Source organism: Gemmatimonadota bacterium (assembly GCA_009838645.1).
GTDB lineage: Bacteria > JAAXHH01 > JAAXHH01 > JAAXHH01 > JAAXHH01 > JAAXHH01.
The window spans coordinates 259536-273664 of sequence record VXRC01000049.1; the positions used below are offsets into that span (position 1 = coordinate 259536).

General features: G+C 59.9%; 12 protein-coding genes. 2 read left to right on the forward strand and 10 right to left on the reverse strand.

The window, feature by feature from the left end:
- Window positions 1-27: 27 nt before the first annotated feature.
- Window positions 28-456 (reverse strand): cupin domain-containing protein, encoded by a 429-nt coding sequence (locus F4Y38_15095; GenBank protein MXY50603.1) that lies wholly within the window; start codon window positions 454-456, stop codon window positions 28-30.
- A gap of 63 nt (window positions 457-519) precedes the next feature.
- Complete coding sequence (locus F4Y38_15100) at window positions 520-1347, reverse strand: phosphoenolpyruvate hydrolase family protein (GenBank protein ID MXY50604.1); 828 nt, start codon at window positions 1345-1347, stop codon at window positions 520-522.
- 342 nt (window positions 1348-1689) lie between these two features.
- Here F4Y38_15100 and F4Y38_15105 point away from each other — a divergent pair, with 342 nt between their 5' ends.
- Together F4Y38_15105 and F4Y38_15110 are read left to right on the forward strand one after the other, a co-directional pair.
- Window positions 1690-4050 carry a hypothetical protein gene (locus tag F4Y38_15105; protein ID MXY50605.1) on the forward strand — a complete coding sequence of 787 codons (2361 nt, stop codon included), beginning with the start codon at window positions 1690-1692 and terminating at the stop codon, window positions 4048-4050.
- 28 nt (window positions 4051-4078) lie between these two features.
- On the forward strand, window positions 4079-4921 hold the full coding sequence (locus F4Y38_15110; protein MXY50606.1) for a phytanoyl-CoA dioxygenase family protein: 843 nt from the start codon (window positions 4079-4081) through the stop codon (window positions 4919-4921).
- Between the two features lie 63 nt (window positions 4922-4984).
- Here F4Y38_15110 and F4Y38_15115 read toward each other — a convergent pair whose 3' ends face one another.
- The 8 genes from F4Y38_15115 to F4Y38_15150 all read right to left on the reverse strand — a co-directional run bounded on the left by F4Y38_15115 (window position 4985) and on the right by F4Y38_15150 (window position 14108).
- Window positions 4985-5851 carry a porin family protein gene (locus tag F4Y38_15115; GenBank protein MXY50607.1) on the reverse strand — a complete coding sequence of 289 codons (867 nt, stop codon included), beginning with the start codon at window positions 5849-5851 and terminating at the stop codon, window positions 4985-4987.
- Between the two features lie 157 nt (window positions 5852-6008).
- On the reverse strand, window positions 6009-6854 hold the full coding sequence (locus F4Y38_15120) for a hypothetical protein (protein MXY50608.1): 846 nt from the start codon (window positions 6852-6854) through the stop codon (window positions 6009-6011).
- 147 nt (window positions 6855-7001) lie between these two features.
- Window positions 7002-8075, reverse strand: coding sequence for an aldose 1-epimerase family protein (locus tag F4Y38_15125; GenBank protein MXY50609.1), 1074 nt, complete (start codon window positions 8073-8075; stop codon window positions 7002-7004).
- A 60-nt stretch (window positions 8076-8135) separates the two neighbouring features.
- Window positions 8136-9812, reverse strand: a complete 1677-nt coding sequence (locus tag F4Y38_15130; GenBank protein MXY50610.1) for a glutamine--tRNA ligase/YqeY domain fusion protein — start codon at window positions 9810-9812, stop codon at window positions 8136-8138.
- 288 nt (window positions 9813-10100) lie between these two features.
- A complete protein-coding gene (locus tag F4Y38_15135; GenBank protein ID MXY50611.1) occupies window positions 10101-10934 on the reverse strand; it encodes a class I SAM-dependent methyltransferase in 834 nt (277 codons plus the stop codon).
- A 186-nt stretch (window positions 10935-11120) separates the two neighbouring features.
- The gene (locus F4Y38_15140; protein ID MXY50612.1) at window positions 11121-11945 is read right to left on the reverse strand and encodes a carbohydrate ABC transporter permease; all 825 of its coding nucleotides are present in this window, start codon (window positions 11943-11945) and stop codon (window positions 11121-11123) included.
- Window positions 11946-11949: 4 nt separating this feature from the next.
- Window positions 11950-12801, reverse strand: coding sequence for a sugar ABC transporter permease (locus F4Y38_15145; GenBank protein MXY50613.1), 852 nt, complete (start codon window positions 12799-12801; stop codon window positions 11950-11952).
- Window positions 12798-14108 (reverse strand): sugar ABC transporter substrate-binding protein, encoded by a 1311-nt coding sequence (locus tag F4Y38_15150; protein MXY50614.1) that lies wholly within the window; start codon window positions 14106-14108, stop codon window positions 12798-12800. The genes F4Y38_15145 and F4Y38_15150 overlap by 4 nt, the downstream gene beginning before the upstream one ends.
- Window positions 14109-14129: the final 21 nt, after the last annotated feature.

The following is a 14129-nucleotide window of genomic DNA, read 5'->3' on the forward strand; positions in this document are numbered from 1 at the left end:
GGGTAATGTTCGGACTACGGCCGGATTCTAGTCCCGCACAGGCAGCTCGCCCGGCGGTGCGATGCGGCAGCCGGGCAGGGTGCGGAGAAAGGCCTCGGGACCGGGCGGACAGTAGATGGCGATGATGCGCATGGGTTCCCATCCGGTGTTGATCGTTTCGTGGAACATGTCGGCGGGAATATGGCACATCATGCCGGGTCCGACCTTCCGGCGAATCTCCTGCCCGTCTTCCTCCACCATCTGCTCGCCTTCCCCGGAAATGTAGTAGAGGATCTCCTCCACGCCGGGGTGGTTGTGCCGTTCGTGGCCCTTGCCCGGCTCGAGCACGACCAGCCCCATGCTGAAGCGTTCGGTCTCGGTAACCCGGGGTTCGCTGAACCACTTGATATTGCCCCAGTCGAACATCATGGTTTCCACGTCGTCCGGTTCTACGAATCGAATGCCCGGTTCTGGCATGGCTGCCTCCCTAGTTAGCGCTCGGCGCGGTGCCGCAATCAGCGTGTCCAAACCCCTACAGATTTAAATCGCCAGTCCCTTGAAGTGACGGACCTGTTCCGTCAGCGCCCGTTCCACGGGAAGGCGCTCGATGCTCGACGCCCCGAAGAAACCGACGACTCCGGTCGTGTTATTCAGCACGTATTCGGCGTCATCGGGTTCGGCGATCGGTCCGCCGTGGCACAATACGAGGATATCTTCCCTCACCCCGACGGCCGCGTCCCGGATGGCCTGGACCCTGGCCGCGGCCTCTTCGAGCGTCATGGCCGTCTGGGCACCGATCGTGCCGCTGGTGGTCAAGCCCATGTGAGGGACAAGCACGTCCGCTCCTGCCTCGGCCATCTTCACCGCCTCCTCCTCGTCGAAGACGTAGGGACAGGTGAGAAGTCCCGCCTGGTGGGCCTCCGCGATCATCTCGACCTCCAGGTCGTATCCCATGTTCGTTTCTTCCAGGTTCTGGCGGAACAGCCCGTCGATGAGGCCGACCGTGGGGAAATTCTGAACGCCCGAGAAGCCCTGGTCCTTGAGCTGTCGTACGAAGACGCTCATGATGCGGAAGGGATCCGTGCCGCAGACCCCCGCCAGCACGGGTGTGTCCTCCACGATGGTCAGGACCTCCTGGCCCATCTCGACCACCACCTGGTTGGCGTCACCGTAAGGCATCATGCCGGAGAGCGAACCGCGCCCGCCCATGCGGTAGCGACCTGAGTTGTAGATGATGATGATGTCGGCGCCTCCGGCTTCCGCGCACTTGGCGGATAGACCCGTGCCGGCGCCCGTGCCGATGATCGGTTTGCCTTCGGAAACCTGCGCGCGCAATCGCCGCAGGCATTCGTCATAAGGGATGGCCATGGTTTGCTCCGGGATGAACAGGGTGATGCATGATGAGGTACTGTTGTAAACGTGGTTTTCGCGACTATGAATCCGTTGACTGTCGAACCCGTAGTATGATTCGAGTATAGAAATCCATGGAACCAGCGTCAACGAAATTGGCGCGCGATCATGGCGTACCGGAACAAGGGGCCGGCAATCTGATTGAATCGGCGCTGGCCGCGCTGTATTTTCTCGGATATGAGCGCCGTCCGCCTTTTACCACAGCCCATCCTGACTGCCCACCAGGGAGGACCGGCGCAAGAACGGATGCCTTGAGAGAACCATCCCATGATCTGTACCGAACACCTGCGGATTGTGCCAATGCAGTACGGGGATGCCCACCTCCTTCGTTTCGAAGTCTGTGATCCTGAGCGTGGCTGGCGCACCGTGCTGTCCCACCGGGCCGAAAACAAGCACCGGCCCTGGGAGAAAGATGAGGGGTCGTCAGTTGAAGACCTGGAAGTCGCGCCTTCAACGGGTGTAGCGGCCGCGGTCTTCACGGAAATCGCCGAACAGGGTACGAACGGACTCATCCGTCGCGGAAAGATCGGTGTTCACAGGATCGAGGAACGGATAATCGTCGAGTCCGCCAACCGGTTCCGCGTCGAGGTATGCGATCGCCTCACCCGTTCTGGCATACTTCTGGCAAGAGTGATGAATCACTACTATTTCGTACCCGATGACCGGGCGATGGGTTACGCCCTGCCCCTGGATTTTGCGTGGATTCCCGGGTTGCACGACCATGAAAACCACGTGGCCGGCGACTGGTTCTTTAGGTCGCCCTGTGCAATCGTATTGGCCCACGGCGTCTATGCCGCCATCGTGCCCGACCTGGACCGCATGCAGGAGCACCCGGACCTGCCCCACGCCCTCGATCTGCGCGCCTGGCATCATCCCGGCAGTGGAGAGACCTACGGGCTCCCCCGCATTTCCTATGGAATCTGCAGATGGAAACCGGACGGTCATGTGCTGACGGCCCGTGATGATGCCGCGCCGGTCAGCGGGACCGAGATCACCTATGGCTTTGATCTCCTGATCGGCACCGGAGAGGGTCCTGAATCGATCGTGGCCCAGGTCACGGAGTTGTTGTGGGACAAATACGGGTCGCGGTACTTGAAGGATATTCGGCCCCAGGTCATGCCCTTCGAGGAGTACGGAAGACGGTACAGCTACAGGCATGAACTGAATCTATGGGCAAAGCCCGTATCCTTTGGCAGTCTAGAAGGTTATGGCATCGAAAACACCTGGCGCAGGGGGATAAACTACCATGCCTGGGAGAATGACTTTCAGGCGGGCTTCGGACTCATGCATTACGGAAGGAAATGGGAGGACGACCATCTCTCTTCCATCGCCGAGGGGATGATCCATCTGCGGCTTTCTTCGCCCAGGCGAGACGGCGCATTTCCCTGTATATACCATGTAGATACTGCATCCTGGGAAGGGGCCATGTACTGGACCTCGTGGCCCGCACACCCCATGGATGGATACGACCTCCAGTCCATGGGCGTTACAGCCTGGTGGATGCTTTATTGGTATGAGCAATTCCCCGATCTCGAACGCGGATCAGAAGTACTGAATTGGGTCATCAATTTCTGCCGGTTCCTGGTCGACGCCCAGCTCCCGTCCGGCGCCATCCCTACCTATTTCGACCGTGAGCTCCACCCCGCACCGCAGCTGAAAGAAGACGCGCCGACGGCCATCGGCGGCGCGGTGCTGGCGAAGACCGCGCGTATTGTCGGAGATCCTGAAATGGAACGAGCCGCCGCGAAGGCCGGCGCGTTTATGAACCGGGAAATCGTACCGCGGATGAAGTTCCAGGATTTCGAACTCTTCTATTCCTGCGCGCCGAGACCGCTGTACTGGGTCGATCCACTCAACGGGATCCCGCCGGTCAATACGCTGGCTGTTCAGTGGGCCGCCGACCACTACTTGGCCCTGTACCAACTGACGGAAGAGGGTCAGTGGCTGCGACAGGGCGAGTACTGCTTGGGCCTGCTGTCCCTGTTTCAGCAGGTTTGGGCGCCGAACCGGTTCGGCAAGGCCTATCTCTTTGGCGGTTTCGGCGTGATGAACTGCGACGGGGAATGGAACGACGGGCGGCAATCCCGTATCGTACCCACCTATGCCGACTACTACGTGGCCACAGGCAAAATCGAATACCTCGAGCGCGCCGTGGCCGCATCCCGAGCCGCCTTCGCCGCCATGGACATGGAGCATAACCACGCCAATGGCATCAACGACTACCGCATCACCATGGCCGAGCAGGAACAGGTGAAGCCGGGAATCGGGATGTCCCCCGAAAGTCTCATGCATGGTGATCCCAGGGTGCATTCCGGTGAAGGCGGCGGCTGGACGGGCTTCAACTGGGGTCCCGGCGGCGGTCTGGCCGCGACTGCTTACCTGGAGCGGCATTTCGGCGGCGTGTGGGTGGACGGTTCATCCAGGAAAGCGGTTGCCATAGATGGTGTCACCGCGGAAGTGACGGGATGGTGGGACAATGCCATAAAACTGTCCGTGGTCAACGCGCTGGGAGACCTCGCGATGCCATACTCGGTGCGGCGAGAAATCCCGCTGAAATTTTGCCATCTGGTCGAAGACGCATACCGCATCGTGGTGAATGAACAGTATCTGGGAGATATACCACGTGAGACGCTGGAGATGGGACTGAAAATCGAAGTATGACATAGCCATTTAGGAGAAAGGAACGTCCTTGAAACTGTCGTTGTCACAGCTCGAAGCGTATCACCGGGACGGATGTGTCATTGTCGACTGCCCCTTTCCGCAGACCCTGGCGCAGGACTGCCAGAGTGCCGTGGAAAAGGTCGCCATCGATCCTGAGTCGGTCACCGCAGATACCCGACGGAATCATTTTCGGCTGGCTCCGCAGATTCCCGGCTCCTACTGGTGCGCGCTCGACCATACCGTGCCTTTCCTGAAGATCATGCTCCATCCGGAAATCCTCGAAATGGCCAGGCAACTCTCCGGCGACGACGATGTCTATTTCCGCAACGGCGGCATCAATGAACTGGCGCCCGACCACTCGTTCTGGTGGCACCGCGACAGCGAAATGGTATACACCGAGTTCATGCACTACTTCTCGGGCGCATCGGTAGCGCAGGGCTGTCTCCGGGTCATTCCCGGCAGTCACATCGGGTCCGCCGACCGGTTCAAGGAAGAAGCGGAACGGCGGCGGCGCAACCAGGGATATCCCGAAGAATACTGGGTCGATGGCATTGCGGACGTGGAATTGCCTGGAGAGGTCCCGCTCGAGGTGAGGCCGGATCAACTCATCGTACGTGATTCAAGGATCTTTCACGCGACCGGGCTAAATACCTCGAATGAAGGCAGGTCGATGAGCCACTGGCTGTTTCGAGATGGAGCGAGTAACGACCACCGGTTCCGTTTCGAGGATGTGCTTACCGAGGAACTGATTGAAGCGCTTTCACCTGAGCAGCGGGACGCGCTGTGGCTGGGAAGGGATTTCGATATCGCCGAGGGATATCGGGATGAACGGGAACGAGAGGATGGGAAGGTGATGTGGGGGGTGGTGTGAGTAGATTCTCTGAGTCCGGGACAGAAAGCGTCTTCGCACAATCCTAGTTAGCCGGCGGAGAGTTCAAAACCCATAGCGCAGCGACATCCTGAATCCCTGCCCTCTGAGCATCGCCCAGGTTTCGGCGAGGTCTAACTCCAGCGGTTCGCGGCTGCCGTCCTTCCAGATGACCCGGCCGGTGGCTCTTCCGGTCTCTACGATTCCCCAATTCACGTATCGCCATGCAAGATCGAGCGTGATCCTATCCGAAAGAGACGTAGCCACTCCGGCTGCCAGCATTACGGAGAAATCGACCCGCCGGCCGTCCGGAACTATGGTCTGCGTCCTGGGAAACGTCATAAGGTATTCGCTGATATCGACATAATGCAGTCCCGCGCCGGCACCCGCGAACACACTAAAGGGACCGTGCGCTATGAAATCCATGTACGCGGTGACCGTACCGGAAGCGGCCTGCAGGTCCGCCGAAACGGACTGTAGTACATCGGTCTGAAGGAAGTTGGCGGTCCCTTCGAAGGCGAAACTCGGACGGTAGGATATGGACGTTTCCAGGCGCAGATCCGGTGTCGCGACGTATCCGAGGCCGACCTCGACACCGCCCGCCATGCTGTAATCACCCCGCGTACCTCTAGCGATGCCGTCGCCCCCTGTTCCACACCCGTAGAGCGCCGCAGGAGACGTACTCAGACAGTTCCTGTCCCCGAACCTGGTTGTCGAGGACAGATCGAGGCTCGCACCGACCCGAAGGTAGAAATTGGTTCGGTGGGTGGTGAGACCGGATGCGGATTTGGTAGTCTCGGTCTGGAGAGAAGGACCGCTTTCTGAGAAGTTTTGAGCATGGGCGACCGACGGAATGATAGCCATGGCGCACACGATCGAAGCCAAAGCAGTAAGCGTTCCGGAACAGATGGCGATCTTGCTTTCGTTGGTCATGTTTAGCTTACTGTTAAGTGCAAACGCGCGGTGCTCAATGCTCGTGCAACCTGTCCGGTGGCGAAACCTCTGAGCGAGAGCGGAATTCTGTCGGCGCGATGTTCAAATGCTGGTCGGATGATGCCAGATTCCAAATAACACCGTTCCGATGTCCGTGTTAAGCGTACTTGTCATGTCCGGACTCCGAGGAAGTATCAATCCGTTCTTTGATTCCTGCTCGGTAGCGGTCAATCCATTCGGCGTTGAGTTCGTCTGCAAGACGTCTGTTATGAGTCGAAATCTGGCGTCCGGGTGGTAGCTTGAGGCCGAGGAAGTCAAGGATTTCACAGACTACTTTGACGGGGTCAGCGTCCAGGTCTTCATACCGCACCATATGCGGCTGAATTCCAGCGGAAGCAAACCACGCCCGCCAAGACGAATTGTGATCTTCTATTACTTGCACCAACTTATGGATCAGATCGAAGTCGAAACGTGGTTCTATTACCGGCTGTTTCAGCTTCTCCCGATCGGTCTGGTGCCAAACATTGGATTGCTCAGCCCGGTGCCACGACACAGCCTGCGCCAGCACATCGTCACGTTGCAGATAGATGAACCCCGTATGACCGAGCGCCTGGTTCAACAGTTCGATATCGTGACCAGCGGGAGCAGGATAGACGGTACCCAGTCTGTCGAACAAATAATCCAAAGTACCCCACATAATCCGGGCGGCAAATACTCCGTTTTCTGACCTGCCCGCGGCGAGGGCAGCACGTATGAACTCGGAATACTCGAAGATCCTATGGGAAGAGCGGACAATGTCCCATCGCTCAGCCCACAACTGCTCATCGGGTTGTCGGAAGTACGACTCGGGCTGACCCGCGAATTTCGTAGACGCCATCAATCCACACAACAAGGTACTGCCCGTACGTGGGGTGGCGCAGATCAAATACGAATCGATGCGTCCCATCCAACAACCTTCCTCACTGGTTCTTGATAACCTGTCTACGCAGGCCAAACACACCATCCAACCTGTTATCGAACCTTAGTCTATGCGAGATGATTGTCGTCAGGGTTAAGGCAGAGCAACCGGCGCAGGTCGACGATAGGCGGCCCACCCCGTTCATCCGATTTTGATGCGGAGACAACGTTGACCCGGCCAGTGAGAATCCCCTCACCCAACCTTCGCCTCGAACGCCGCTATCTCTTCCGCACCCTCCATTACACCGATCTCTAGGTGAAAATCCCGTATCTCGTCGGGCTCGATGTGCTGCAGGTAGCCGTTCTTGCGGTTCCAGGCCCGGCCGAGCATGCTGACGTTGCCCGGTTCGATGCCGGTGACGTAGGTACCCCTATGGAAGTGCTGCCAGTGGCTTACGAGGGGGATCTCCGCCTTGGGGAAGGACCAGTACAGACCCAGACCCAGCCGGTCATTGATCAGTCCTACGTGGCACAGACCGCTGGCATCGGCCCGGGGACGGAGGACGTAGACGTCGTCGTGCGCTTCGTCTGCGGGTGCAGAGACCGTAGAAAAGGTATCGGGATCGACCTCCCGGTCTTCGAGCCATTCCGTCGACTTTTCGCTGTCGATGACGACGCGCGTGCCCTCGTCGAGGATGGGGAAACCGGGGTTGCAATGATAGACGAACATCAGGGGTGAGCGATCGACGGATTGGTTGTGTATACGGTCGTGAATGTGCAGCGATTTCTCGCCCAGGACCGTCGAGATTTCCCGGGTGAGTTCCAGGTTGGTGCCGAAGACGACGGCTTCCCTGATCTTCCCGCGCACTTTGATGACATAGTCGTCGCCGTCCCATTGGCCATCGGTATGGACCTGCCGGGCGGGAAGGAATGAAAGGCGTCCGTGGAGGCCGAGTTCTTCGTTTTCTTCTTCGGGATCGACTTCCGGATGGCCCGTGAACGTCATCCCGCAGCTCAGGACCAGCCCGCCGTAAAACCCGCGCATCCAGCCGTAGCCCTGCGGTTCGTAAAACGCTGGCCCCACGTCGCCCGTGTTGCTGCGGAAGCAGAGCGACATGCCCTTGTAGTGGGCCGAGGCCACGTCAAGTGCCCGCCCGGGCAGCAGGGAGAAGCACAGGCCCGAGGCGTTGAATACCTCGATGAGATCGGCGCCCCGGTCGCTGCCTTCGCGCAGTTCGCCGTACCGGGCGTGGGCCACCTGGCTCATGTCACCAACGAGATCGAGCAGTTCCCTGCGTGTATACTCTTTTCCGAATAGACGTGCCATGGTCACCTTCCTGGATGGAATCGTCTCTGTGAGTTGCGTGAACTCGTATCTACTTTTGTTCTACTTCTGCTGGATCTTCGCCCAGGTATCGCGGAGGGTGATCGTACGGTTGAACACCGGTCCGTTGGGCTGCGTTTCGACGGCGTCGATACAGAAGTAGCCCAGCCGCTCGAACTGGTAGTTTACACCGGGTTCGGCGTCTGCCAGCCCGGGCTCGACCTTGCAGTCCGTGACGGTCTTGAGCGAATCAGGATTCAATAAGGACCGGTCATCGTCGACTTCACCCGGACGGGGATCCGGGTCGCTGAAAAGCCGGTCGTAGAGACGCACGGTGGCGTTCAGGGCGTGCGCGGCCGATACCCAGTGAATGGTGCCGCGTACCTTCCGGCCGTCCGGCGTAGACCCGCCCCGGGATTCGGGATCGTAGGTGCAATGCAGTTCGACCACTTGCCCGTCATCGTCCTTGATCACGTCCGTGCAGGTGATGTAGTAGCCGTATCGCAGGCGGACTTCCCGGCCCAGCGCCAGCCGGAAGAACTTCCGCGGCGGATCTTCCATAAAGTCGTTTCGCTCGATATAGATTTCACGGGTGAAAGGCACCTGCCGCGTCCCCATGCCCTCGTCTTCCGGGTTGTTCACGGCTTCCATCTGCTCGGTGCGGTCGGTGGGGTAATTGGTGATCACGACCTTCAGCGGGTCGAGCACGCCCATGACCCGAGGTGCCCGTTTGTTCAGGTCCTCCCGGATGATGAAGTCCGCCAGGGCCATGTCGATGAGATTGTGGTTCTTGGCCACACCGACGCGGTCGCAGAGGGTCCGGACGGCCACGGGGGTGTATCCCCGGCGCCGCAGGCCGGACAGCGTGGGCATGCGGGGGTCGTCCCACCCGGACAGCACGCCTTCTTCGATGAGCGGCCGGTAGAAGCGCTTCGAAAGCACGGTGTGGGCCAGCGCCAGCGGCGCGAATTCGATCTGCTGAGGGTGGTAGACGTCCAGTCGGTCCAGGATCCAATCGTAGAGCGGCCGGTTGTTCTCGAACTCCAGGGTGCAGAGCGAATGGGTGATGCCTTCGATGGAGTCCGAAAGGCAGTGGGTGAAGTCGTACATGGGATACACGCGCCACTTGTCCCCGGTGCGGTAATGATGGGCGTGTCGGATCCGGTACAGCACGGGGTCGCGCATCGTCAGATTCGGATGGGCCATGTCGATCCGGGCCCTCAGGACGTGCGTACCGTCCGGAAACTCCCCGGCCTGCATGCGTTCGAAAAGGTCCCGGTTCTCCGCGACAGTCCGGTCGCGGTACGGACTGTTTCGGCCCGGTTCCGTGGGCGTGCCACGGTGATCCCGCATTTCTTCCCAGGTCAGGCTGTCCACGTAGGCGTCGCCCTGGTCCACGAGTTGCTGCGCGTAGGCGTACAGCTGATCGAAGTAACCGGAGGCGAAGTACAGGCGATCTTCCCAGTCGAATCCCAGCCACCGGATGTCCCGCTTGATCCCCTCCACGAAGTCCACGTTCTCCGTCTCGGGATTGGAATCGTCGAACCGGAGATTGCACAGGCCGGAGTACTCCTCCGCCACTCCGAAATTCAGGCAGATCGACTTGGCGTGACCGATATGGAGATAGCCATTCGGCTCCGGAGGAAAACGGGTATGCACCTTGCCCCCGAATTTCCCACTTTCCATGTCCGTGTCGATAATTTCGCGTATGAAATCCCTGTACTGTTTTTCTGTGCTCATAAGTTCCTGATCGGGTTACCGTTAGAGCAGATTCAAGACCGTGTAATATAGGGCGTTAGAGGAGAAATGGCAAGGTGAAGATAGGGCAGCGAGAGGCACGGAATCATTCGTAATATAGTAAGGTGCTTATAGCATTCTGACTATAATACAGAACTCAGTCGGTCCTATATTATAGCCTGTGTTGAATACAATCACAGAATCAGGCCTTATACCAGCCTAACTTTAATAGCGAATTTGTCTCGCTAAGTCGCAACAAACAGGAAAATCGAAAGCGGCGCTATTGATTTTCTACATTGTCCTCGCCCACGCCCCGATATGCGGCGGAATAACAACTGGTCGCTTCGCCGCGACGATTTCCTCCCGTACCCGCCGGGGAATGGTGTCGATGTCCACCTCTTCGGCGGTCGCGATCCCGTAGTGTTCCAGCAGCGGGACGACGCTACGGAATGAATTCGCGACGTACGAATACCCCGGCCAGTCGGCGGATCCGCCGAGCAGCATGCCGGCGTCCAGGGTGGGCTCGGGCAGGCCGGCCTCGATGAACACCCGGTGCAGGTCCAGTCCCATATTCGGGTTCGCCCCGGATCGCTCAAATACCTCCACGATCCAATCGACCAACTGGCGCATGAGCGGAGTATCTTCGTTACTGTACGACCGGGTCATCGTGAAATCGATCTCCTGGAAGACAACGAGACCGCGGGGGCGCAAGCGGGTTGCGAGTTGTTTGAGTGTGGCCACGGGATCGGGCAGGTACATGAGCACCAGTCTTCCGATCAGGGCGTCGAAATCGCCGCCAAGTTCCAGGGTATGCACGTCGCCGGCAAGGAACTCCACGTTTCGGTGCCCCGCCTGCCGGACCCGTTCCCGGGCGGTCTCCAGGATCTCCGGATTCATGTCCACGCCCACGACTTCCCCTTCGGGACCTACGAGCTCCGCCGCGACCAGGACCACGTCGCCCGCGCCGCTGCCGATGTCGAGGACCCTCATGCCCCGAGCAAGGCCGGCCGACTTCAGAAACCGCTCCGTGATCGGCCTTAAGAGCCGGGACTGCTCGATCAGGCGTTCAGTCTCTTCGTCGCTGCGTCCCATCGTGTATTGCCGATCGCGGTCTTGATCCGTCATTTCAGATACTTCTCCTTTCCATCCTTCTACTTGCACATACATGCGCTGGTTTGGACTCGGCTGCTCGCGAATCGCTCAAATTGTGGCCCATAGCGTCACACGTCAACGACTTTAAGTCGCGCTTACCATTCTCACCTGTCACACGCATCACATGCGTCATAACTAGGAGTTACTGTCCATCCTCCCTCACTCCTTCACCGCCCCCAACGTGATCCCCTGCACGAACTCCCGCTGCATCGCGAGGAACAGGGCCATGATGGGCAGGATGGACAGCAGTGTCCCGGCCATGAGCATGCCGTATTCCTGGCGGTAGACGCCCACCAGGCTGGCCAGGCCGAGGGGCAGGGTGTACTTGGCGGCGTCCCGCAGCACGATCATGGGCCAGAGGAACTCGTTCCAGGCCCCCAGGAACCCGAAGATGCTCAGGGCGCCCATGGCCGGCTTCACGGTCGGGATGATGACGCGCCAGTAGATACCGAATTCGGAGGTGCCGTCGATCCGCGCCGCATCGAGCAGATCCGAGGGTACGCCGAGAATGAACTGCCGCATGAGGAACACGCCGAAGCCACTGGATGCCAGGTAGGGCAGGATCACGCCCTGGTAGGTGTCGAGCCAGCCAAATTTGTACAACAGGGTGAACAGGGGCACCAGCACCAGGTGAAAGGGGATCATCATGGAGGCGAGGACGATGGCGAAGAGGACGCCGCGGCCCCGGAACGAGTACTTGGCAAAGGCGAATCCGCCCATGGTGGCGATGGCGAGAAGCAGCAGCGTGTGCGAGGTGGCCAGGAAGGTGCTGTTGACGACGTACTGGATGATCGGCATTTCCTGGAACAGCCGGGTGAAGTTCTCGAGTGTGGGGTCCTGGGGGAGAAAGGTCGGCGGGTAGGTGAAGATTTCGCCCGACGGCTTGAAGGAAGCGGATACCACCCAGAACAGCGGCGTCAGGACCAGGACGGTCAGCATTATCAGGAGCACATAGGTGATGGTGGTGCGAACAGGGTTTCTCATGGTGTCAGTTTTCCCTGAGTACGCCGAAAAACCGGACCTGTATGATGGAAATGACCCCGATGATCACGGCCAGGGCCCAGCCGATGGTCGCCGCGTAGCCGAGGTTGATGAACTCGAATCCATGCTTGTACAGGTACATCACCATGGTCATGCTCGCATTGCCGGGGCCGCCCTCCGTGAGTACGTAGGGCAGATCGAAGAGCTGGAACGAGCCAATCATGGACGTGATCACCACGAAAGCGATGACGGGCTTGAGGGCGGGGACCGTCACGTGCACGAAGCTCTGCCAGGGTCCCGCGCCGTCCACCGCGGCCGCTTCGTAGAGCTCCTGCCGAATGCTCTGAAGCCCGGCGAGGAAGTAGACCATGTTGAATCCCGCCCACCGCCATACCCCGGCCAGTACGAGGGCGGGCATGACCAGGTCGGGATCCTGAAGCCACGGGATTTCGGAACCGAGCACCCTGTTCACCAGGCCGTAGCGCCGGTCGTACAGCAGGTAGAAGATCACGGCGATGAAGACGCCGGAGATCAGCACCGGCGAGAAGAAGGAAAGACGGAACAGGTTCCGGCCTTTCAGGCGGGCGTTGCTGAGGAGCAGGGCGAGGGCCAGGGCCACCGGCAGTTGCAGGAGCAGGCTGCCCGCGGCGAAATAGGCCGTGTTCCAGAGGGCGGTCCAGAAGAGCGGGTCGGCGATCAACCGTTCGATGTTCTCCAGGCCTACGAAGGTCTGGTTCTGCATGCCCCGGACACTGTACGTGCTAAGACGGATCGAATCAAACAGGGGGTAGACCATGAAGACGCCGAAGAGCGCGAAGAATGGCGCGAGGAAGAAGTAGGGGGCGTACCGGGGTTTCATTCGGTCTCTGCTGTGTTATCCCGCAGCGCGCGGACCTGCTCTGCCAGGTGGGACAGCGCATCGGCGGGCGTCCGAATCCCATTGGCGGCTTCGTACACGGCCTGCCGCAGCAGATCGTTGGCTTCGGCCCAATACGGGTTCAGGTGAAATCCGGGGATGTCGGGCGCGAGTTCCGTCAGGCTTCTGCCCAGGACCTGCCCGTCCAGGTACGCCTCGGACTCGCCGTACACCGGGTTGGACCACGCCGACCGGATCGGCGGGATGATAAAGGTCTTGCGGTAACGGTTCGCGAGGGCCTCGTCGTCCATGTAGGCGAACTTGGCGAATTCCCAGGCGAGATCCGGGTTCTCGGCCTGTTTGGTAACCGCGATCATGGTGCCGCCCCAGGTCGAGGTGCGTCGCTCGCCTTCCCGCCAGGCCGGCAGGGGCATGGCACGCCATTTCCCTTCCAGTTCCGGGACGAACCTCCGAACGAAGCTAATGTACCAGTCCGGTGCCAGCACACCCAGAATGACGTTTTCCTTCATGGCGGCGTAGCTGGCCGGGTCCTGGGAGAATTCGGGGATGGCCAGTTGCGCCTCGTTGAGCAGGCTGCAGTAGAATTCCAGGGTGGAAACGGCGATGTCGTTGTCGATGATGACCCCGCCGTCCTCATCGAACATGCCGCCGCCGTTCTGCAGGAGCATAAGCCAGAAATGGCCCGGCTTGTGGGCGCTCAGCATGATCGGATAGCGGTCGGGCCGCCCGTCTCCGTCCTCGTCGCGGGCAAGGGGTCTCGTCTCGCGGACGAAATCATCCCAGGTTTCGATGGATGCCGGATCGATCCCCGCTTCCTCATACACGTCGTGACGGTACAGGAGCATGACGGGATGGACGTCGCGGGGCAGGCCGTACACCCGGCCGCCTAAGGACCAGGGTGCGAGGCGCGCCTGTACGAACTCATCCGCGATCCCCTCGCGCTCGATGCGGTCGGTCAGGTCCACGAAGCCGATTTCTTCCTTCGTGCCCTTGAAGAACCGGCCTACCGATGAGATTTCTACCTCGGAAAGATCGGGGCCGCCGATGCCGGACAGGAAGGCGGCAAGGAGCTTGTCGTGCAGTTTCGAGATCAGCCGCAGTTCGACCCTGACGCCGGGATGGGCTGCCTCGAACGCCGGGATCCTGGCACTGAACTCATCGTAGTGCGTCTGCGCGAAGATCCAGAACTCCAGCGTGTCCGAGCGGTCATCGCCGCGGAACACGATGACGGGAAAGGCCAGGAGGAAGAGCAGGCCGAAGATCAGGGGAGCCTTGCCGAGGTGGTTCATATGCTACGCCTGTTGCCGGCG

Excerpts from the sequence above, each read along its gene's own strand:
- F4Y38_15120 (MXY50608.1), bottom strand. The coding sequence starts at position 6,854 with ATGGTGTGTTTGGCCTGCGTAGACAGGTTATCAAGAACCAGTGAGGAA.
- F4Y38_15145 (MXY50613.1), bottom strand. The coding sequence starts at position 12,801 with ATGAAACCCCGGTACGCCCCCTACTTCTTCCTCGCGCCATTCTTCGCG.
- F4Y38_15095 (MXY50603.1), bottom strand. The coding sequence starts at position 456 with ATGCCAGAACCGGGCATTCGATTCGTAGAACCGGACGACGTGGAAACC.
- F4Y38_15100 (MXY50604.1), bottom strand. The coding sequence starts at position 1,347 with ATGGCCATCCCTTATGACGAATGCCTGCGGCGATTGCGCGCGCAGGTT.
- F4Y38_15130 (MXY50610.1), bottom strand. The coding sequence starts at position 9,812 with ATGAGCACAGAAAAACAGTACAGGGATTTCATACGCGAAATTATCGAC.
- F4Y38_15140 (MXY50612.1), bottom strand. The coding sequence starts at position 11,945 with ATGAGAAACCCTGTTCGCACCACCATCACCTATGTGCTCCTGATAATG.
- F4Y38_15115 (MXY50607.1), bottom strand. The coding sequence starts at position 5,851 with ATGACCAACGAAAGCAAGATCGCCATCTGTTCCGGAACGCTTACTGCT.
- F4Y38_15125 (MXY50609.1), bottom strand. The coding sequence starts at position 8,075 with ATGGCACGTCTATTCGGAAAAGAGTATACACGCAGGGAACTGCTCGAT.
- F4Y38_15150 (MXY50614.1), bottom strand. The coding sequence starts at position 14,108 with ATGAACCACCTCGGCAAGGCTCCCCTGATCTTCGGCCTGCTCTTCCTC.
- F4Y38_15105 (MXY50605.1), top strand. The coding sequence starts at position 1,690 with ATGCAGTACGGGGATGCCCACCTCCTTCGTTTCGAAGTCTGTGATCCT.
- F4Y38_15135 (MXY50611.1), bottom strand. The coding sequence starts at position 10,934 with ATGACGGATCAAGACCGCGATCGGCAATACACGATGGGACGCAGCGAC.